This window comes from Ruminococcus bovis, from assembly GCF_005601135.1.
In the GTDB taxonomy this organism is placed as follows: Bacteria; Bacillota; Clostridia; order Oscillospirales; family Acutalibacteraceae; genus Ruminococcoides; species Ruminococcoides bovis.
This window is the reverse complement of sequence record NZ_CP039381.1, coordinates 884,048-903,985: the sequence shown is the minus strand read 5'-3', so window position 1 is coordinate 903,985 and position 19,938 is coordinate 884,048. Positions and strand designations below refer to the sequence as shown.

General features: G+C 34.4%; 21 protein-coding genes and 1 tRNA gene. 14 read left to right on the top strand and 8 right to left on the bottom strand.

Annotation, left to right across the window (positions count from 1 at the left end; genetic code table 11):
- The first annotated feature begins 10 nt into the window (after positions 1-10).
- The 3 genes from E5Z56_RS04335 to dnaJ all read left to right on the top strand — a co-directional run bounded on the left by E5Z56_RS04335 (position 11) and on the right by dnaJ (position 3,776).
- Positions 11-562: a nucleotide exchange factor GrpE gene (locus E5Z56_RS04335; RefSeq protein WP_138156694.1), complete on the top strand. Its 552-nt coding sequence runs from the start codon at positions 11-13 to the stop codon at positions 560-562.
- Between the two features lie 63 nt (positions 563-625).
- Positions 626-2,470 carry a molecular chaperone DnaK gene (gene dnaK / locus E5Z56_RS04330; RefSeq protein WP_022505144.1) on the top strand — a complete coding sequence of 615 codons (1,845 nt, stop codon included), beginning with the start codon at positions 626-628 and terminating at the stop codon, positions 2,468-2,470.
- Positions 2,471-2,624: 154 nt separating this feature from the next.
- Entirely contained in the window at positions 2,625-3,776 is a 1,152-nt protein-coding gene (dnaJ, locus tag E5Z56_RS04325; protein WP_138156693.1) for a molecular chaperone DnaJ, read from the top strand.
- Between the two features lie 58 nt (positions 3,777-3,834).
- Here dnaJ and E5Z56_RS04320 read toward each other — a convergent pair whose 3' ends face one another.
- The 3 genes from E5Z56_RS04320 to E5Z56_RS04310 form a co-directional block, all read right to left on the bottom strand.
- Positions 3,835-4,185, bottom strand: coding sequence for a hypothetical protein (locus E5Z56_RS04320; RefSeq protein WP_138156692.1), 351 nt, complete (start codon positions 4,183-4,185; stop codon positions 3,835-3,837).
- Between the two features lie 46 nt (positions 4,186-4,231).
- A complete protein-coding gene (gene fliB / locus E5Z56_RS04315; protein WP_138156691.1) occupies positions 4,232-5,230 on the bottom strand; it encodes a flagellin lysine-N-methylase in 999 nt (332 codons plus the stop codon).
- A 293-nt stretch (positions 5,231-5,523) separates the two neighbouring features.
- Positions 5,524-5,600: transfer RNA gene (locus E5Z56_RS04310), tRNA-Met, on the bottom strand.
- Between the two features lie 363 nt (positions 5,601-5,963).
- On the opposite strand from E5Z56_RS04310, the gene metG reads away from it, so the two are divergent.
- Both metG and E5Z56_RS04300 read left to right on the top strand, forming a co-directional pair.
- Positions 5,964-7,916, top strand: coding sequence for a methionine--tRNA ligase (gene metG / locus E5Z56_RS04305; RefSeq protein WP_138156690.1), 1,953 nt, complete (start codon positions 5,964-5,966; stop codon positions 7,914-7,916).
- Positions 7,917-7,970: 54 nt separating this feature from the next.
- Positions 7,971-8,735: a TatD family hydrolase gene (locus tag E5Z56_RS04300; protein WP_138156689.1), complete on the top strand. Its 765-nt coding sequence runs from the start codon at positions 7,971-7,973 to the stop codon at positions 8,733-8,735.
- A gap of 89 nt (positions 8,736-8,824) precedes the next feature.
- Here E5Z56_RS04300 and E5Z56_RS04295 read toward each other — a convergent pair whose 3' ends face one another.
- Positions 8,825-9,247 (bottom strand): hypothetical protein, encoded by a 423-nt coding sequence (locus E5Z56_RS04295; protein ID WP_022504762.1) that lies wholly within the window; start codon positions 9,245-9,247, stop codon positions 8,825-8,827.
- 68 nt (positions 9,248-9,315) lie between these two features.
- Between E5Z56_RS04295 and E5Z56_RS04290 the strand changes: the two genes are divergently transcribed.
- The 4 genes from E5Z56_RS04290 to E5Z56_RS04275 all read left to right on the top strand — a co-directional run bounded on the left by E5Z56_RS04290 (position 9,316) and on the right by E5Z56_RS04275 (position 12,042).
- The gene (locus E5Z56_RS04290; RefSeq protein WP_138156688.1) at positions 9,316-10,356 is read left to right on the top strand and encodes a serine/threonine-protein kinase; all 1,041 of its coding nucleotides are present in this window, start codon (positions 9,316-9,318) and stop codon (positions 10,354-10,356) included.
- A 125-nt stretch (positions 10,357-10,481) separates the two neighbouring features.
- Entirely contained in the window at positions 10,482-10,958 is a 477-nt protein-coding gene (locus tag E5Z56_RS04285) for a DUF6591 domain-containing protein (RefSeq protein WP_138156687.1), read from the top strand.
- Between the two features lie 11 nt (positions 10,959-10,969).
- Positions 10,970-11,479, top strand: coding sequence for a DUF6591 domain-containing protein (locus E5Z56_RS04280; protein ID WP_138156686.1), 510 nt, complete (start codon positions 10,970-10,972; stop codon positions 11,477-11,479).
- A gap of 14 nt (positions 11,480-11,493) precedes the next feature.
- Complete coding sequence (locus E5Z56_RS04275; protein ID WP_138156685.1) at positions 11,494-12,042, top strand: hypothetical protein; 549 nt, start codon at positions 11,494-11,496, stop codon at positions 12,040-12,042.
- Positions 12,043-12,111: 69 nt separating this feature from the next.
- Here the strand turns inward: E5Z56_RS04275 and E5Z56_RS04270 are convergent, their stop codons facing one another.
- Positions 12,112-12,810: a transporter substrate-binding domain-containing protein gene (locus E5Z56_RS04270; RefSeq protein ID WP_175405373.1), complete on the bottom strand. Its 699-nt coding sequence runs from the start codon at positions 12,808-12,810 to the stop codon at positions 12,112-12,114.
- Positions 12,811-12,933: 123 nt separating this feature from the next.
- On the opposite strand from E5Z56_RS04270, the gene E5Z56_RS04265 reads away from it, so the two are divergent.
- The gene (locus E5Z56_RS04265) at positions 12,934-13,344 is read left to right on the top strand and encodes a hypothetical protein (protein ID WP_138156683.1); all 411 of its coding nucleotides are present in this window, start codon (positions 12,934-12,936) and stop codon (positions 13,342-13,344) included.
- A 45-nt stretch (positions 13,345-13,389) separates the two neighbouring features.
- Here E5Z56_RS04265 and E5Z56_RS04260 read toward each other — a convergent pair whose 3' ends face one another.
- Positions 13,390-14,121 (bottom strand): HAD family hydrolase, encoded by a 732-nt coding sequence (locus E5Z56_RS04260; protein WP_138156682.1) that lies wholly within the window; start codon positions 14,119-14,121, stop codon positions 13,390-13,392.
- Positions 14,122-14,219: 98 nt separating this feature from the next.
- Here E5Z56_RS04260 and nth point away from each other — a divergent pair, with 98 nt between their 5' ends.
- Complete coding sequence (gene nth / locus E5Z56_RS04255) at positions 14,220-14,846, top strand: endonuclease III (RefSeq protein WP_138156681.1); 627 nt, start codon at positions 14,220-14,222, stop codon at positions 14,844-14,846.
- Positions 14,847-14,970: 124 nt separating this feature from the next.
- Here nth and mgtE read toward each other — a convergent pair whose 3' ends face one another.
- Positions 14,971-16,353, bottom strand: a complete 1,383-nt coding sequence (mgtE, locus tag E5Z56_RS04250) for a magnesium transporter (RefSeq protein ID WP_138156680.1) — start codon at positions 16,351-16,353, stop codon at positions 14,971-14,973.
- 299 nt (positions 16,354-16,652) lie between these two features.
- Positions 16,653-17,264 carry a DUF6465 family protein gene (locus E5Z56_RS04245; protein WP_138156679.1) on the bottom strand — a complete coding sequence of 204 codons (612 nt, stop codon included), beginning with the start codon at positions 17,262-17,264 and terminating at the stop codon, positions 16,653-16,655.
- A 353-nt stretch (positions 17,265-17,617) separates the two neighbouring features.
- Here E5Z56_RS04245 and E5Z56_RS04240 point away from each other — a divergent pair, with 353 nt between their 5' ends.
- The 3 genes from E5Z56_RS04240 to E5Z56_RS04230 are packed head-to-tail and all read left to right on the top strand — an operon-like array spanning position 17,618 to position 19,839.
- Positions 17,618-17,896, top strand: a complete 279-nt coding sequence (locus E5Z56_RS04240; protein WP_232842480.1) for a hypothetical protein — start codon at positions 17,618-17,620, stop codon at positions 17,894-17,896.
- Positions 17,893-18,822 (top strand): AEC family transporter, encoded by a 930-nt coding sequence (locus tag E5Z56_RS04235; protein WP_138156677.1) that lies wholly within the window; start codon positions 17,893-17,895, stop codon positions 18,820-18,822. Before E5Z56_RS04240 ends, E5Z56_RS04235 begins: the two co-directional genes overlap by 4 nt.
- Before the next feature lie 12 nt (positions 18,823-18,834).
- On the top strand, positions 18,835-19,839 hold the full coding sequence (locus E5Z56_RS04230; protein WP_138156676.1) for a helix-turn-helix transcriptional regulator: 1,005 nt from the start codon (positions 18,835-18,837) through the stop codon (positions 19,837-19,839).
- Positions 19,840-19,938: the final 99 nt, after the last annotated feature.

The window sequence follows — 19,938 nt, the reverse complement described above, 5'->3', positions numbered from 1 at the left end:
AGATGAAATAATGGCTAAAGAAGAAAAGAAGAAAAATTCTAAGGCTCAGGAAGAAACTGTAGAAGCTACAGAAACAGAAACTAAAGCCGAAGAAGCCACAGAAGAAAAAGAGCCTACTGCAGAAGAAAAGCTGACAGAGGAGCTAAAAAAAGAAAAAGAAAAATATATGCGACTTGCAGCTGAGTATGATAACTACCGCAAGCGTACACAACAAGAAAAATTAGGCATCTATGATGATGCAACAGCAAAGGCAGTTGAACAGCTACTACCAATGGCAGATGCTTTACAAATGGCTTTGCAAAATGCAAAAGATGCACCACAGGAATTTTTGAAAGGTCTTGAGTTGATTCAAAACCAGTTCAAAACTTCTATGGATAAATTAAAAGTTGAAGCCTTTGGTGAAATCGGTGATGAATTTGACCCAAATATTCACAATGCTATTGCTAAGATAGAAAGTGATGAAGTTGGAGAAAATCAAATCTCAATGATTTATCAAAAAGGTTTCAAGATTGGTGACAAGATTATTCGTCACGCAATGGTTCAGGTAGCTAATTGTGATTAATCACAATTAACATAAATTAGAAATTAACACTTATTTAGAAAATATATTCGGAGGTAATTTATTATGGCAAAGACAATTGGTATTGACTTAGGTACAACAAACTCATGTGTAGCAGTTATTGAAGGTGGCGAACCTGTAGTTATCGCTAATGCAGAAGGTGCAAGAACAACTCCATCAGTTGTTGCTTTCGGTAAAGATGGCGAAAGAATGGTTGGTCAGGTTGCAAAGCGTCAGGCTATCACAAACCCTGAAAAGACAATCTCATCAATTAAGAGAGAAATGGGTACTTCATATAAAGTAACAATCGACAACAAATCATATACACCACAGGAAGTTTCAGCAATGATTCTTCAGAAGCTAAAGTCAGATGCAGAAGCTTATCTAGGCGAAACAGTAACTCAGGCAGTTATTACAGTTCCTGCTTACTTTACAGATGCTCAGCGTCAGGCTACTAAGGATGCAGGTAAGATTGCCGGTCTTGATGTTAAGAGAATTATCAACGAACCAACAGCTGCTGCTCTATCATACGGTGTAGATAAAGAAAACGACCAGAAGGTTATGGTTTATGACCTTGGTGGTGGTACATTTGATGTAAGTATCATCGAAATGGGCGATGGTGTTCAGGAAGTTCTAGCTACTGCCGGTAATAACCGTCTTGGTGGTGATGACTTTGACCAGAGAATTATTAACTGGATGGTTCAGGAATTTAAGACTGCTGAAGGTGTTGACCTAACATCCGATAAGATGGCTATGCAGAGACTAAAGGAAGCAGCTGAAAAGGCTAAGATTGAACTTTCAGGTGTTACTCAGGCTGCTATTAACCTACCATTTATCACAGCTACTCAGACAGGTCCTAAGCACCTTGACTTAACTCTATCAAGAGCAAAGTTTGATGAACTGACTGCTGACCTAGTACAGTCAACAATGGGTCCTGTTAAACAGGCTCTAAGCGACTCAGGTCTATCAATTAACGAAATTGATAAGGTTCTTATGGTTGGTGGTTCTTCAAGAATCCCTGCAGTTCAGACAGCTGTTAAGAACTTAATCGGCAAAGAACCATTTAAGGGCATTAACCCTGATGAATGTGTTGCTATCGGTGCTGCTATTCAGGCTGGTGTTCTTGGTGGCGAAGTTGACGGTCTACTACTTCTAGATGTTACTCCACTATCACTAGGTGTTGAAACAATGGGTGGCGTAATGACTAAGATTATCGACAGAAACACAACAATCCCTACAAAGAAGAGCCAGATTTTCTCAACTGCTGCTGATAACCAGACACAGGTTGAAATCAATGTTCTACAGGGTGAAAGAGAATTTGCAAGAGATAACAAGCAGTTAGGTCTATTTGCTCTAACAGGTATCGCTCCTGCAATGCGTGGTGTTCCTCAGATTGAAGTTACTTTTGATATTGATGCTAACGGTATCGTTAATGTATCTGCTAAGGACCTTGGTACAGGTGCTGAACAGAAAATTACAATCAGTAACTCAACATCAATGAGCAAAGACGATATTGATAAGGCTGTTAAGGAAGCTGAACAGTTCGCTGCTGAAGATAAGAAGAGAAGAGAAGCAGTTGATGCTAAGAATGAAGCTGAAAATATGGCTTATCAGGCAGAAAAGCTTGTTAACGAAAATGGCGACAAACTAGCTGAAGAAGACAAGACTGCTCTAAATACAAAGGCTCAGGCAGTTAAGGATGCTTGTCAGAAAAATGACGCAGACCTAATCAAGACTGCTAAGGAAGATCTAGAAAAAACATTAATGTCAGTTTCTCAGAAACTATATCAGCAGGCTGCTCCAAACGGTCAGCCTCAGCCTGGTCCGGCTCCTGATATGGGTGGTGCACCAAACAATAACAATGGTGATGACGGCAATGTTTATGATGCAGATTTCAAGGATGTAGATTAATTCGTATTTCCTTTCTCATAATCAATACACAGAGTCGTTGGGTGGCTTTTGCCACCCAACGATATGTGCTGTATTAAAAAAAACTTGAAAGTATAGATTTGTACAGTTATAATTAACTGCAGAAATATGTACTCTCAAAACGAGGTGACTATAAATGGCAGATAAAAGAGATTACTATGAAGTTCTTGGTATTGACAAAAATGCCTCTGAACAAGATATAAAAAAGGCCTTTAGACAACAAGCAAAAAAATATCACCCTGACTTACATCCCGGTGATAAAGAGGCTGAAGCAAAATTTAAAGAAGTAAATGAAGCATATGAAGTGCTTTCTGACTCAGAAAAGAAAGCAAGATATGACCAATTTGGCCATGCCGGTGTTGACCCTAACTTTGGTGCAGGTGGTCCCGGTGGTAGTCCATTTGGTCAAGATATTGACTTAGGCGATATTTTCAACTCTGTATTCGGAGGCTTTGGTGGCTTTGGTGGAGGTGGCAGAAGAGCCAACCCTAACGCACCAAGACGAGGTACTGATGTTGAAACCAGTGTATATGTATCTTTTGAAGAAGCAGCTAAGGGTGCTAAGAAAAAGATTCAGTACAAGGTTATCTCAACTTGTCCTGAATGTAACGGTACAGGTGCTGCAAAGGGTACCAGTCCAAAGACTTGTACATCTTGTAACGGTTCAGGTAGAGTGACAATTAATCAGAGAACACCTTTCGGTGTAGTTCAAACTCAAAAGGCTTGTGATGCTTGTCACGGTCAAGGTAAGATTGTTGAAAAACCTTGTCACCATTGTGACGGTAAGGGCAGAATTCGTAAGACAAAGTCAGTTGATGTTACAATCCCTGCCGGTATTGCAGACGGTCAGATTCTTAACATTGGTGGTCATGGTAATGACGGTGTTAACGGTGGCCCTGCAGGTGACCTACATGTATTTGTAAATGTTCGTCCTCATGCAGTGTTTGAAAGAAGAGGCAATGATGTTTGGTGTGAAATGCCAATAACATTTGCACAGGCAACTTTAGGTGCTGAGGTTACTGTACCTACACTTGACGGTAATGTTAAATATACTGTTCATGAAGGTACTCAACCTAATGATATTTTCAAACTAAAGGGCAAAGGTATTCCTAACCTAAACGGCAGAGGTCGTGGTGACCAGTATGTTAAGGTTACTGTTGAAATTCCTAAGAACCTAAATACAAAGCAAAAGGAACTTATTAAGGAACTTCAAAAGGTAACTACCGATAAGAATTATCAGAAGAGAAAGTCCTTTATGGATAAAATCAAAGATTTGTTTAAAGACTGATTTTTAATATTATATAACAAAACCCATTTCTGTTTAGAAATGGGTTTTCTGTTGCCTACTAATCTTCATCAAAAAATCCTAAGGTAGATTTTTCTTGATTTTTAGTAGGCTTATTTTTGTTTTTACTTTTGAAATTATTAGATTTTGTAGTTGATTTTTCAGTTCCTTTTTCCACATTTTCCTTTATGTTTGTGGAAAATTCAGTTGTGCTTTCTTTAATTGTACTGTTATTTGCAGTAGTTGATGACTCAGTTTTTAAATTTCTATTTAATGGTGGAACTTTAACTTTTGTGGAAATATCAGTTGAGTTATTATTAACTTTTCTAAGTTCTTCGTCACTATTGCCACATCCACAGAAAGCTACTGACAACAAAACAACACAAAATAATAGTATAAATATTTTCTTCAAATTAATCACCAATAATAATTATACCGGTAATTGCTGAGAAAATTGTCTAAATCATACCCAGGGAAATATCTTCCAAGATTGTATCAATATTTTCATCATCATGTTCAATTTCTTTGCTGAAAATATATGCAACCTTAATGTTATCTTCTGTTGTAAATTCCTCATTTTCAATGAATTTCATCAGTCCGACCATAAAGATAATTCTTGTTGCAATAATAGCAAACCTAACTCTCTGAAATACATTGCCGTCATTAGTGCTGTACATAATATGTTTGTATAGGAAATAGACTAAAATATTTTCATATTCCTTTTCTCTATCCCCTAAATATTCTTCAAATTTTACAATGTCATTTTCGGAATATTCAAGTTCTTCAAGCTGACTGAGAATTTTAGGCCACTTTTCAGTTACAACATTTAAACTGTTTAATGTGTCGCAATAGTCCCATATTGTCTTGTTATCTTCGGTCATAAAGATTTCATCAACCTTGAATTTCTCCACAAGGTACATTTGCTCTTTACGGATATAGTCAATGATAGCTTTTTCTCTATCACGATATTTTATGGAGTCATCTTGTGCAATTTCTATGCACTTATTTACAATGTGAAAAATTTCATTTTCATATTCATCGTGAGATTTGCCTTCAATAATTAACTTTGTTTTAGATTTTTCTCTGACAATTCTGTTAGCTACATATGGACAAGATAAAGTTCTGCCGGTTACTTCATATGTATCACAGGCAATAGTAAAGTCAGGATATTGCCTACAAGTAAATGCCATATGCTTAGGTCCAATCTGACAGTGCATATCACATAAATTTTCATCATTCAAAAATGCACATCTGCCATTGTAAACCTTAATCCAATGTTCATCCCCAATGTTATCAATTTGACTTCTTATGTATTCACCGTATGGTGTATCTAACTTTTGATAATATTCATATGTTTTCTCGTCAACATCAATCTGCCATAATGTGCAACAAGATGAGGGACATTCTCCCATTAAGCACCTAAAATCATCATAATAATCCGGTTTTACAGTTACCATATTTCCTCCAAAGAAAGGTGTGACTTTCTACTTCTTATGTAATATCTGTTTTTATTATAGCTAAATTTTATTTGTTTTACAATATAAATCAATTTATAAAAAGAAAAGGAAGAAGATTTCTCTTCTTCCTTTAGTTGATTGCTTAACTCTACCCTTAAATGGTGGTGAGCACCAATAAAATGAGCAATCAAATCGTTCTTTCTACACTTATATTATATGATATATATAAAGAAAATCAATACAATATATAGATAATAAAAGAAAAAGCACTAGTTAAGAAACTAGTGCTTTGTTGGATGCAGGGACCGGATTTGAACCAGCGACCTCCGGGTTATGAGCCCGACGAGCTACCAAACTGCTCTACCCTGCGATATTCATAAAAACACGCCAATTCCTCTTGGCGTAAATACAGTATATCAAATCTATATATACTTGTCAAGGGCTATATATAAAAAATATTAAAAACTTTTTAAATTATCGTAAAATCGGTGTTTAAATAAGTTAAAAATGACTTTTGAGTAGATAATTTCTTGTTCTTTTAGTATTTTAATCTTTAAAATTAGAGTAAAATTTAGAAGAGAATTAAATAATAAAATTAAAATACTAATATATTATATGAGAATTAATATAAATTAATACATATTAATTGCATTTTTATCTTCACTTTGTTATAATGAAATATAAGTGTTACTACACAATTAATAATGATATTATGGGACAAGGAGTGAGTATTATGTGTAAAAAGTGCGATAAAGAGAAATTTTATATTACAACTGCTATCGCTTACACTTCAAGAAAACCACATATAGGTAACAGTTACGAAATTGTTATGACAGATGCTATTGCCAGATATAAGCGAATGCAGGGCTACGATGTATTCTTCTGTACAGGTACTGACGAACATGGTCAGAAGATTGAAGAATATGCTGAGGCAGCCGGTGTAACTCCTAAGGAATATGTTGATAAGGTTGCCGGAGAAATTAAAGAAATTTGTGACCTATTAAATACAACTTACGATCACTTTATTAGAACAACTGACGAACATCACGAAAAGACAGTTCAAAAGATATTTAAGAAATTATATGACCAAGGTGATATTTATAAGGGCGAATATGAAGGCCTTTACTGTACACCTTGTGAAAGTTTCTGGACAGAAAGCCAGTTAGTTGACGGTAAGTGTCCTGACTGTGGCAGAGAAGTTAAACCTGCTAAGGAAGAAGCATATTTCCTAAAGCTATCTAAGTATCAGAAACAGCTGGAAGATTTTATTGAAGAACATCCTAACTTTATTTATCCTGAAAGCCGTAAAAAGGAAATGGTTAATAACTTTATTAAACCGGGTATTCAGGATTTATGTGTTAGCCGTACATCATTTAAGTGGGGTATTCCTGTTGACTTTGACCCTAAGCATGTTGTTTATGTATGGATTGATGCACTATCAAACTATATCACTGCTTTAGGTTATGATTGTGGCGAAAATAGTGATAAGTACAGAAAGTATTGGCCTGCTGATGTTCATATTATCGGTAAGGATATTCTAAGATTCCACACAATTTATTGGCCAATTATGCTAATGGCTCTTGGTGAACCACTACCTAAACAGGTATTTGCTCACCCATGGCTACTATTTGGTCAGGACAAAATGAGTAAGTCAAGAGGTAATGTTATCTATGCTGATGACCTTGTTAAGCTAATCGGTGTTGATGCAGTTAGATATTACCTACTATCAGAAATGCCTTATGCATCTGATGGTTCTATCACATATGAAACAATCTTTGAAAGATACAACTCTGACCTAGCTAATACAATCGGTAACTTAGTTAACCGTACAATTGCTATGAACAACAAGTATTTTGATGGTGTTATTCAAGAACCAACTGCTGAAGAAGTTCTTGACTTTGAAATCAAGACTGCTTGTACAGATACAGTTAAAAAGGTTGATGAGTTACTTGCAACATATAGAGTTGCTGATGCTCTGGAAACTATTGTAGCTTTAGCTAAGAGATGCAACAAGTACATTGACGAAACAATGCCTTGGGCATTAGCAAAGGATGAAGAAAAGAAAGCAAGACTTGGTACAGTTCTTTACAACTTACTTGAAGGTATCAGATATATTGCAATTTTACTTTCACCATTTATGCCTGAAACATCAGACAAGATTATGGAACAGTTAAATTGTGACAATAAGGATTACGATACACTTGATTCATTTGGTACAATTAAGCCGGGTGTAAAGGTTAACAAGGCAGTTCCTCTATTTAACAGACTTGATTCTGAAAAGTTACTTGCTGAAATTCACGAAAAGCAAGAAGCAGAAGCTAAGAAGAACGAAAAGAAAAATGCACCAAAGATTGAAGGTCTTGCACAAATCGGTATTGATGACTTTGCAAAGGTAGAACTTCGTGTTGGTGAAATCAAGGCTTGTGAACCTATCAAGAAGTCTAAGAAGTTATTAAAACTAACAGTATTTGACGGTGAAAAGGACAGAACAGTTGCTTCAGGTATTTCTCCTTATTATAAGCCTGATGAACTTGTTGGCAAGAAGATTGTTCTTGTTGCTAACCTAAAACCTGCAAAACTTTGTGGTGTTGAAAGCAACGGTATGATTCTTGCTGCAAGTGCCGGTGATGATGTAAAGGTTATCTTCCTAGATAATGAAATCCCTGCAGGTAGCAAAATTTCTTAATTTTACTTAAAATATTAGAGGTTAGATTACCTAACCTCTAATAGTGGAGAATATATGTATAACAATATTTTTGACGGTCATTGTCACTATGATGACGAATGGTTTGATGAAGATAGATATAGTCTTGTGGAAAGTTTAAAGAGTAAAGGTGTTTGTGGTGTTGTAACTAACGGTACAGACCTTGAAAATGTAAAAACCGTACTTGACCTTTGCAGTAAATACGACTTTGTTTATGGTACAGTGGGTATTCATCCTGAATGTTTAGAAAATTTACAAGAAAATTATCTTGACAAAGTGGCAGAAATATCTGAAAATAAGAAGATAGTCGCCATTGGTGAAATCGGACTTGATTATCATTGGGATATTCCAAAGGATAAGCAGATGGAGGTTGTAAAATCTCAGCTTAAACTTGCCAATGACCTTAATATGCCGGTAGTCTTTCACGACAGAGAGGCTCATGGTGATAGTATGGAGCTACTGAGAAAGTATAAACCTAAGGGACTTTTGCATTGTTACAGTGGTAGCACAGAAATGCTGAAGGAAGTCCTAAAGATAGGTATGTATATTTCTCTTGGTGGTGTTGTTACTTTTAAGAATGCCAGAGTGCCGGTAGAAGTAGCAAAGGCAGTACCTGTTGACAGACTACTGCTAGAAACAGATGCTCCTTACTTAGCTCCTGTGCCTTATAGAGGAAAAAGAAACGATAGTTCATATATCAGCTATATTGCTGAAAAGATTGCTGAAATCAAAAATATGGACACACAAGAGCTAATCAATATTACAACAGAAAATGCCAAAAGAATGTATGGCATTAAATAAGGTATGAATAGTGGTAAAACACATTTATATATACAGAAAAAACTGTAAATAACGAAAAAATCTGCACTTCAAATGAGGTGCAGATTTTTTTACATAAAAACAGGTAAACTGTATTCGTAAAGTATATCATTGGTTTCCATAATAGAGCAATCGTGTTGCAAACAAAAGATTACAACAGCATCTCGCCTATTTCTCGGATAAAGTTCACTATATGTACATTTCTTCAGGAAAGATTGAGTTTCCCTAAGGTTAAGTCCCATACCAAAGCATAGCATAATAACTTTATCTCTACTTGGCTTTTTTGTACCGGAAAAAATCTGGTAGCCATAGTGTTTTTCAATAAGGCTATTGTCTAGGACTTGGCTTTTTGTTAAGCCTTTTTCTTTCAGAAAATAAGCCAAAATTTCCGGTATGCTATCGGGATAAATTTCTTCAATATTTTCGGAGAAATACTCCCCTATATTTTCACCGTTTTCTAAGATTTTAAAAAGATCATCTGTTTTCTTGTTCATAGTAAACCTCTTTTATATCTATATTTTATATGTTATAATATTTTTAGCAAATTATCAAGGGGTATGTAATGGATAAAAGTAAATTACTTCTTTGGCAATTTAGAGAGATTGGTCAGATAAATAAGAACACTGTTGTTGTGTATAATGATTACCTAAAAAGACAAATGATTCTAAAAATTTTGCCAAGACAGGACCTTCCTGTTTTGAAGGATATAATGAAAATTAAGCACCCTAACTTGATGGAAATATATGATGTTATGGATGACGGTATAAACTGTAATTGCCTATGTGAATTTGTATTTGGCAGTAATTTGGATAAAATTGTTTATACCAAAATGGGAGTTGACCCTAAAACTGCTGAAAAGTGGATGTTGCAACTTTGTAGTGGTGTGGAAAGTTTGCACAACAGAAATATTATCCATAGGGATATTACACCAAATAATGTTATGGTGGACTATGAGGGAAATATTAAGCTGATTGACTTTAATATTTCACGAGAAAGAAAGCAAAGTGCCTCCAGAGATACCACAGTAATGGGTACAGCAGGTTATGCATCTCCTGAACAATTCGGCTTTACCCAAACCGGTTTTGGTGCTGATATTTATGCTATGGGTGTATTGCTTAACTTTATGCTAACAGGTAAAATGCCTAACGAAAAGTTGTGTAGTGGTAAGTATGCATCAATAGTCAAGAAAGCAACCCAAATCAAGGAAGAAGACAGATATACTAATGTGTATCAAATGGAACTTGCGTTACAGGGTAACGGTAATGAAAAGTTGTCATTTGCCGATAAATTCTTGCTTAATCTACCCGGTTTTCGCAGTAACAAAACTTCACATAAAATAATTGCCATTATCGGATATGTTTTTTATTTGTTCATTTCCTACAATGGTTTTATCAGTTGCCTTAATACAGGTGACTTTAGGTCCTTTATAAATCTTTGCATATCCTGGACTTTAGTACCCTATATATGTTTCTTTGATGTGGGAAACATTAGTAGGTTCTTAGGTAAAGGCACTCAGAAAAGTAAAAAAACATTACTGAAAATTATAGGTGTAGCCCTTATGGTGATAATTCCTAACCTTACTTTATTGTTGGACAAAGTATAATAATATGTTAAATTGTATAACATTATACCCTATTTTTTTACATTGGTTGTATGCTAGTAGCATAACAAATAGCTATAATAATAATTTACTATATAGACAGGGAATTCAAATAAGGAGGAATTAATATGAAAAACCCTGTTAAGAAAATTTTATGTACAGTTATGGCTCTATTGATTGTGGGAACATCAGGTGTGGTGTTTACCGGTTGTGGAAGTGATAACAGTAAAGACAGTTCAGCTTCTACAACATCAGAGGTTACAACTGTACCTGTAGATTCTAATGGTAAGGAATACCAAAAGGTAACTTGGGCTACTAGTGGAATAGGCTCAGAGCTACCTGTACCAAACTTAACTTATGGTAAAGTTAAGTTAGAAAAAGACACTCGTTATTATGTTACTATGGCTGGTGCATCTCTAGATGATTTTGAACAGTATGTAAATGATTGTAAGAGTAAAGGCTTTACTGAAAATTATAGTAAAAGAGATGATTTTTACAAGGCAGAAGATAAAGATGGTCACGGTCTAACAGTAAAGTATCATAGTGATGATAATACTTTAGAAATAAGAGTTAAAAAATCATTCAATATGTCCTTATCAGAATAATGGTGATAATTATGAAAAAAGTTTTATGTTCAATTCTAGCAATTTTAATTTTAGCAACTACAGGTGTGGTGTTTACAGGTTGTGGAAGTGATAACAGTAAAGACAGTTCATCTTCTAAAGTTGAAACTAAAGCAGAAACAACTACAGAAGAAGTAACTGAACCTACTACAGAGGAAGTAACAGAAGAAGAAACTACTACTGAAGCAACTAAGCCTAAGGCTACTAAGAAAACAACAAGCCAAAAGTCAAATTCAACAAGTAGTGTCAATGCTAATTTTAAGGCAACAATGGACAGTTATGAAGAATTTTTCAATGACTATGTTGACTTTATGAAAAAGTATAAAAATTCAACTGATATTACATCAATGGCAAGTGATTATGCTGACTATATGACTAAGTATAGCGATATGATGCAAAAACTTAATGACATTAAGTCAGAGGACCTTTCTACAGCAGATTTGGCTTATTATAATGAAGTTAATGCTCGTATTACAAAGAAACTTGCAGAAGTTGCTAACTGATAGTGGAGGGCAATATGGATACTTTAAAGAAGAAAAATAATTTATTTATACCTTTCATTGTGGCAGTTATCGGTTCAGCCTTAATGATACTGACAATTTTCTTACCTTATACATCAGCAACTAAGGAGTTTGCAGAAAGGATAGACTCTTACCCTGAGGCAGTAGCTTATAGTAATACTGATATTAAAGCAAGTGATGTGAAAAATGTTTCTATGGTTCAGTATGCTAGTATGTACAGCAGTAACAGTAAAGAGATTTTACATCAGTCATCTGTGGGCATAATCTATGTTGTGATAGTTGTAGGCATAGGAATATTCTCTCTTTTATCATTGATTTTTGCTTTACTGAAAAAGCCTATTCCACTAATAATATCTGATGTGTTGGCTTTTGGTGTATTTACATTTTTAGGTTGGGACTTTAGAGATAGAGGTCTTATGAGAAGTGCTTATAATTGGGGCATTGGTTACTACTTATTTTACATAGGTATAGTTATGGCTCTTGTTGGTGCAGTTCTCTTAATAATGACAAAAAAGAAAGGCAAAAAGCAACTACAAGAAAATTAAAAACAATATAAAAAGACCGACAGTAGCTTAACTGTCGGTCTTTGTGTTATTCTTTGTGTTATAGAAAATTTATTTGTATTTATTAACTATCTTTTCATATTCACCGTTACTCATAATCTGCTTTAGACCTGAGTTAAAGGCTTTTACAAATTCCTTTTCTTCACCTTTATTAACCATTAGTGAAAGTGAGTCGGTCTTTTCTTCATTTTCAAAGGTTTTGAACTTTTCACCATTTTTAATAGCTGATTTAACAGTTAATGTGTCATCAAAGAAACCTACAATTTTATTATTTTTGCAATCACCATACATTTCCTTTTCTGTGGAATATTCCTTAACTGTTAGGTTGTACTGTGGTGCAATTTGGTTTCCAAAGTCCTCACCGTAACTGTCCTTTATAACACCGATTTTCTGATGAAGTAACTGTTCGTAAGAATTAATATTGCTATCATCCCTAGTGGTGAAGATAATACCCTTTTGATAGTAACTGTCTGTTGAGTCGTAATTACCGTTTTCATTTATTAATTCACTACTTGCAGAAATGTAATCATCCTTTTCTGAGTCTTTTACATAGTTGATAGTGAAATTTTCTTCCTTGCTAATAGCATCTAATAAGTCAACCTCTAAGCCCTTTGCCTTGTTATCTTCAAAATTGCTATAAGGTGAGTTGTTGTCCTTAATTAAAACATTGTATGTTTTTGTATCTTTGCAACCGGTAAAAAGGGCTAGTGAAATTATTATTAAAAGTGAGAGTGAGATAATTTTTTTCATAATATAATCACCTTTCTGTAATATAATTATCATTTAAATGTATATAATTGTCAAGTAGTAATGATTTGAATAATTATTTTCTATGTGATATAATGTGAAAATAAAAATCAAAGGAAGAGTATAATGAGAAACTTTTTTTACAAAATAGCTCAGTTTATGAACGGTAGATATGGTCACGATAAGCTAAATATGGCTTTGCTTATCTTTTGGCTTGTACTTCAAATTATTTGGATGTTTACAAGATTTTGGATTGTTGGTATCTTAGATATACTTGTAATTGTGCTAATAGTGTATAGAAGTTTGTCAAAAAATATTCAGAAAAGAATGTACGAAAACCGTAAATTCCTTTCAATTACAAGTGGTATTAGTAAGAAATTCAATCTTCTAAAGAGAATGTGGCATGACCGTAAAACCCATAGATATGTAAAATGTCCTTACTGTAAAGCACAACTTAGAGTAAAGTATCAGCGTGGTAAACACAAAGTTCATTGTCCTAAGTGCAATGAATACTTTGAAAAAAGAATATTATTGTAATTTTTAAAAGCCTTATCCTTGTGGATAAGGCTTTGTTACTATCTGTTATTTTACAATTAGTTCCTTAATTTTATAAACATTACCGTCCATAATTTGGTATGGTGTATTTACTTTTCCTTTAATTTCAGGACTGATTGATTGATGAATGTATAGGCTCTTAATACCTGCTCTTTTACTGCCGTTAATGTCAGCTTTGTAGTCATTACCAATCATTACACATTCCTTTTTGTCAAGTCCGTATTCTTCAATTAGACCATTGTAAAAACAAGGATTAGGCTTACTTACTTCTCTGTCTGAACTGATAAAAATACCATCAAAATATGGTGTCAGTCCCAGCATATTCATTTCATTCATAGTGAAACTTCTCTGTGCATTTGATAGCAAGAAAATCTTTTTACCTTTAGCCTTTAGTGTGTCTAATAGGTCAATTACACCGTCATATAGCTTAACATATTTTGTTGAGTAGCAACGGAAGATTGCACATATATTCAGTACTTCTTCATCTGTTACTTCAACATCTTTTAAGTTGAAAAGTTCCTTGAAAACCTTTTCAATTTTAATGTCAACATTGTTTTTGTATTCAGGATGAATAGCCTTGATTCTTGCCTTTTCTTCCTTACAAAGACGGTTGTATTCCTTGTGGAATTCTTTGCCTGTGTATTTAGCACCTTTATAACTGTAGAATAGTGCCATCTTTTCCCACAAATCGTCACTCCACTCATCTGTGTTAATGTCGATTAGTGTTCCGTATAAATCGAAAATGTAGTTTTTAAACATAATATCACCTAAGGGGATTTTAACATAATAAATAAATATTTGCAATGAAAATTTACTGTGTTATAATGAAATAAATATTTAATTAATGAGGAAAAGCTATGACTAAGAAAGAAATTGCACTTCTTGCAGTAGATGCACTAAGAAAAGAATTTCCTGATGCAATCTGCTCACTAACATATAAAGACCCACTACAACTATTAGTTGCTACAAGACTTGCAGCACAATGTACCGATGCAAGAGTAAATATGGTAACACCTGCCCTATTTGATAAGTATAAATGTGCTGAGGACTTTGCCAATGCAAATGTAGAGGATGTTGAAGAATTAATAAAGTCCTGTGGATTGTATAAGACAAAGGCTAAGTCCCTTGTTGCAATGGGTAAAGCCTTAACTGAACAGTACAATGGTGTTGTGCCTGATACATTGGAAGAACTAATCAAACTTCCCGGTATAGGCAGAAAAACTGCTAACTTAGTAATGGGTGATATTTTCGGTAAACCGGCAGTAGTTGTTGATACTCATTGTATCCGTATTACAAGAAGGTTAGGTTTGCATAATGAGAAAGACCCAAAGAAAATTGAGTTTATACTTAGAGATTTACTTCCACCGGAAGAAAGTAATGACTTCTGCCATAGGCTTGTACTTCACGGCAGAAAAACTTGTGATGCAAGAAAACCTAAGTGTGAACAGTGTTGTATGAAAGACTTTTGCAAAAAGAATATTTAAAACAAAACCCTTTACCACTCGGTAAAGGGTTACTTTTGTTAATGAAAAAATAAAACACCTTCCAAAGTGCAATAAGAGTGTTGAAGTCTATTGTAAAAAAATGAAAGGTGATTTAATGGTTAAATTATAAGTGTAAAATACTTGTTGCAATTAGGAAATAAACTACAAGGCTAACTGCATCAACAATTGTTGTAATAAACGGTGACGCCATAACAGCAGGGTCAAATCCTAACTTGTAAGCAAACATAGGCAAACAACAACCTATGATTTTGGCTACAACAACAGTAATTGCAAGGGTTAAACAAACTACCAATGCAACAAAGACAGTAACATCAGGATTGCCTAGCAGAAGTCTGTCAATCAGCATTACCTTTGCAAAAGCAGCAAGAGAAAGAGCAACACCACACATTAGGGCAACTCGGACTTCTTTCCATATGACTTTTACAAGGTCTTTAAACTGTATTTCATGTAGTGATAATGCACGAATGATTGTAACTGAGGACTGACTGCCTGAGTTACCACCTGTATCCATAAGCATTGGGATAAATGCAGTCAGTACAACTGAAGAGGCCAAAGCATCTTCAAATGAACTGATAATCATACCTGTAAATGTAGCAGAAATCATCAGTAACAGTAGCCAAGGAATACGGCTTTTCCATGTTTCAAAAATACCTATCTTTAGGTATGGTGTATCGGTATTAGGTGTGATAGCAGCCATTTTCTGAATATCTTCGGTAGCCTCTTCTTGCATAACATCAACAGCATCATCAACAGTGATAATACCAACAAGACGATTTTCTTTATCAACTACCGGTACTGCTAGGAAGTCATATTTCTTGATAATACTTGCTACTTCTTCCTGGTCGGTTAGTGTCATAACAGAGATAACATTGGTGTCCATCAGTTCGGAAACCTTTGTGTCATCATCGGCAAGTAGCAAATCTTTAATAGTGATAATACCGATAAGTTTGCTTAAATTATCGGCAACATAACAAGTGTAGATAGTTTCTTTATCAACACCTGTCCTTCTGATTCTTTTGATTGCCTCTTCGGCAGTCATACTTGGTCTCAAAATAACAAGCTCAGTTGTCATAATTGAACCGGCTGAATCCTCTGGAAATTTCAGCAACATATTAATTTGTTTTCTTTCTTCCGGAGAACTCTGACGAAGAATACGCTTAACTACATTAGCAGGCATTTCTTCAATCATATCAACCACATCATCAAGGAACATATCGTCCAAAACTTCTTTAAGCTCAGTATCGCTTAGTGAATGAATAAGAAACTTCTGGGTTTCATCATCCATTTCTACGAAAGTATCGGCAGCAATATCCTTTGGCAATAGTCTGTAGAGAAGTGGCATTTTCTCATCTTGAAGTTCTTCAAAAATTGCGGCAATATCCACAGGATTCATTGTTGTAAGTATGTCACGTAATGTTGCATACTTCTTGCTCTTTAGCAGAGTTTCAATAGTATCTTGCAAAGTAACAGTACTTGTTGTTTCCATGGGGAAAACTCCTTTCTTATTTAAATTTTAGTTAAAGTAAAGAATCTTTCCCCGAAAAAATCTAAAAGAAATCTATGAACCCTAGAAGTCCACAGAACATCTTTGTGCTTTTCCCGGGAACCGAGCCTAAACTACCTCCAGTGTCCACGATTTCACCTCAATTACATAAAAATTTGCCCAATAGGGCTACTATTATTGTACACCTTATAAAACAATCTTGTCAATGAAAAATTATGTTAAAAACAAAAGAAAAACCACTTGCATAAATACAAGTGGTTTAAGTAAATAGCTATATGAAATTAGCAGAAGAAAACATCCATTTCTTTTGCTTCACCGTCAGCAACAAAATATGCTTTCTGTTCTTCAGGCTTTAGATATACAGTGATTTCCTTTGCGTCTTTACCGTTAACAATCTTAACATTGTTGATAACATCTTCAAGAGCAACCTGAGCACCGTTATATTCAACAAATACCTTTACAGCAGTTTCTACCTTAGCAGGAGCTTCTTCTTTCTTAGCTGAAGGAACTCTCTTTGAAGGAGTCTTTTCTGTAATCTTCTTTGTAGGTGTCTTAGTTGTAGCTTTCTTAGTAGCTGTTTTCTTTGTAGTAGTCTTTTTAGCAGTAGTTTTCTTTGCAGGTGTTTTTTCTGCAACCTTTTCTACTTTCTTTTCTTCTACCTTTTCAGCTTTCTTAGGTTCAGCCTTAACTTCTGCAGTTGTAGCCTTTGGTGCAACCTTAGTTTCAACTGTCTTTGTTTCTACTTTCTTAGTAGCTTCTGCCTTAACAGGAGCAGTTACCTTTTCAGTAGCCTTAGTAGCAACTGTAGCTACCTTTTCTGTTTTTGCGTCAGCCTTTGCAGTAGTTGTAGTAGCCTTTACTGCCTTAGAGGCTGTAGTCTTTTTTGTTGCCATTATGAAAAACCTTCTTTCAATATATACGGCAGTAATATGCCTTATGTTAAAATTATAAGATTTTTACAATGTTAAGTCAATTTGTTGTGGTAAAATTCGGAAATCTGTACAGATATGTTGTTTTGTAAAATATTCGTTTGCACAATTGTTACAAAAGATTTTGTCGATTTCGGTAGTTATCAACAAAAATCTTTCATTTGTTATTCATACTGCAACAAATTTAAGGTGAAATTTAGGTGGCTTTAACGAAAAATTGCAAATCTATTGTAAAAATTATATAATAGTAGTGAAATATAAAAGATAAGTCCCATTTTTGGGACAGTTAATGTGATATTATATAGGAGATGAAAGTAGTGGAAGAAAAGCTAAGGCAGTTACTTGAAGATGCAAGTAAGGATGAAAACTTAAGAAATAAGCTATTGGAAACTAAGAATTCCGACGACCCTATGAAGTGTTTTTGTGACACTTGTATTAGCCTTGGATATGAAATTTATCTTGGTGAGCTTTTTGCTTACGGTCAAGAAATGAATGACTCTAAGATGCGTTCTGTAAACGGTGGTGGTGTTTGTTCTATTGACGGATGGGACGATGCCTATGATATGTTTTTCGCATCATTGGAGGGAATGAAATGATAAGTAATTTCTTAACTGTAGGTCAGCAAGTAGTGGTTTTGTTTATACTTATCGGTGTTGGTCTTGTATGCAAAAAGGCTAAATTAATAAGTGACAAAGCCATAAAAAGTTTAACAAACCTTGCCCTTTATGTGGCAACACCTTGTGTTATTATTGTGTCATTCCAAAATTGTAAATTTACAAGTGATAAACTGGTTAATATGTTTATAATGATTTTGTCGGTTGCACTGATTCATATTGGCAGTATAGTGGTTTGTACTCTTATTTTTAGGAACAAAGATGAGGCAAAGAAGGTTGTCCTTAGGGTTGGCAGTATTTTCTCAAACTGTGGGTTTATGAGTTTGCCACTTCAAAAGGCTATTTTAGGCAATGACGGTGTGTTTTACGGTGCAATTTATGTTGCAGCATTTAACATATTTATTTGGACCTACGGCCTTGTTACAATGAGTGGTGACAAAAAGGAACTTAGCCTTAAAAAGCTGATTACAAATCCCGGTATTGTAGGTGTTATTATTGCAATTTTACTTTGGGTTTTCCATATTCAGTTACCAACTATTCTTTATTCACCTATTGATTATTTAGGTGCATTAAATACTCCTATACCTATGATTATCGTTGGCTGTCAACTTGCAAATACTTCATTAAAAAGTATGTTTACCGATAAGTACAGTTATCTATGTATAGGTGTAAGGTTAGTGGCAATACCTTTAGTTTCCTTATTCTTGCTTTATCTCTTTGGTGTAAGGGGCAATATGCTTGTGGCAACAGTTATTGCAACTTCAGCACCATCGGCAGCAACAACTACAATGTTTGCTACAAAGTATGACAGAGATGTACCACTTTCTGTTAGCTTGGTTTCTGCTACAACACTTGCATCTATTGTGACAATGCCAACTATTGTTGCTATTTCACAGATGTTTGCATAAGGGGTTGTTTCTATGGCAAGAAGTGAAAATCATAGGCAAAAGTTACTGTATCTTCTTAAGATGTTTTATGAAAAAACAGATGAAGACCATGGTATGAATGTTTATGAAATTATTGATTATTTAGAGAAAAATGATATTGAGGTAGAGAGAAAGACAGTTTATAGGGATATAAAGACTTTGCAGGAATTTGGCATTGATATTAATAAATATAAAAGCAAGGATGTTTCCTATAAATTACTTGGCAGAACCTTTGAATTGCCTGAACTAAAGCTACTTGTGGATTCTATTCAAAGCAGTAAATATATTACCGAGAAAAAAAGTGTTCAGCTAATTAAAAAGTTAGAAAGTCTGACTTCCGAATATGAGGGTAAAGAACTTCAAAGACAGGTTGTTGTAGCTAATCGTGTAAAGTCAATGAATGAGAAAATTTACCACAATACAGACAATATCCACAAGGCTATTAATGAATGTAAAAGAATTACATTTAACTATTACCATTGGGTAGTTGACTTTAATACTAAGTCAAAGGCACTTCTAAGGAAGAAAGATAAACTGTACAAGATTTCACCACTGTTTTTGGCTATTGATGATGAAAATTATTATCTAATCGGTTACGACAGTAAGGTTAATATGATAAAGCACTATCGTGTTGACAAGATGGCTCAAATAGAAGTCCTTGATGAAAAGATTGATAAAAAAGGCATAGAAAGAAAGTGTGATCCGGCTACATATGCAAAGAAAGTTTTTGGTATGTTCGGTGGTGATGAAGTAGAGGTTAAGCTACTGTTTAGAAACGACCTTATCGGTGTTGTTATGGATAGATTTGGAAAGAATGTTTTTATCTCAAAGGCTGATGAAGAAAGTTTCTTTGTAACTACTAAGGTGGATCTAAGCCCTCAGTTCTTTGGTTGGCTATTTGGTTTTGGTGACAGTGTAAAGATTATTTCACCTCAATTTGTAGCTGATGAATATGCTAAGAAACTTGCCGATGTAAATAATCTTTATAATCATAAATAATTTTTCAAAATTTTTTCAAAAAATTCCCTAAAACAAAAGATAAGTCCCATTTTTGGGACAGTTAATATGTTATTATATAGTTGTCTTAAAGAGGTACAG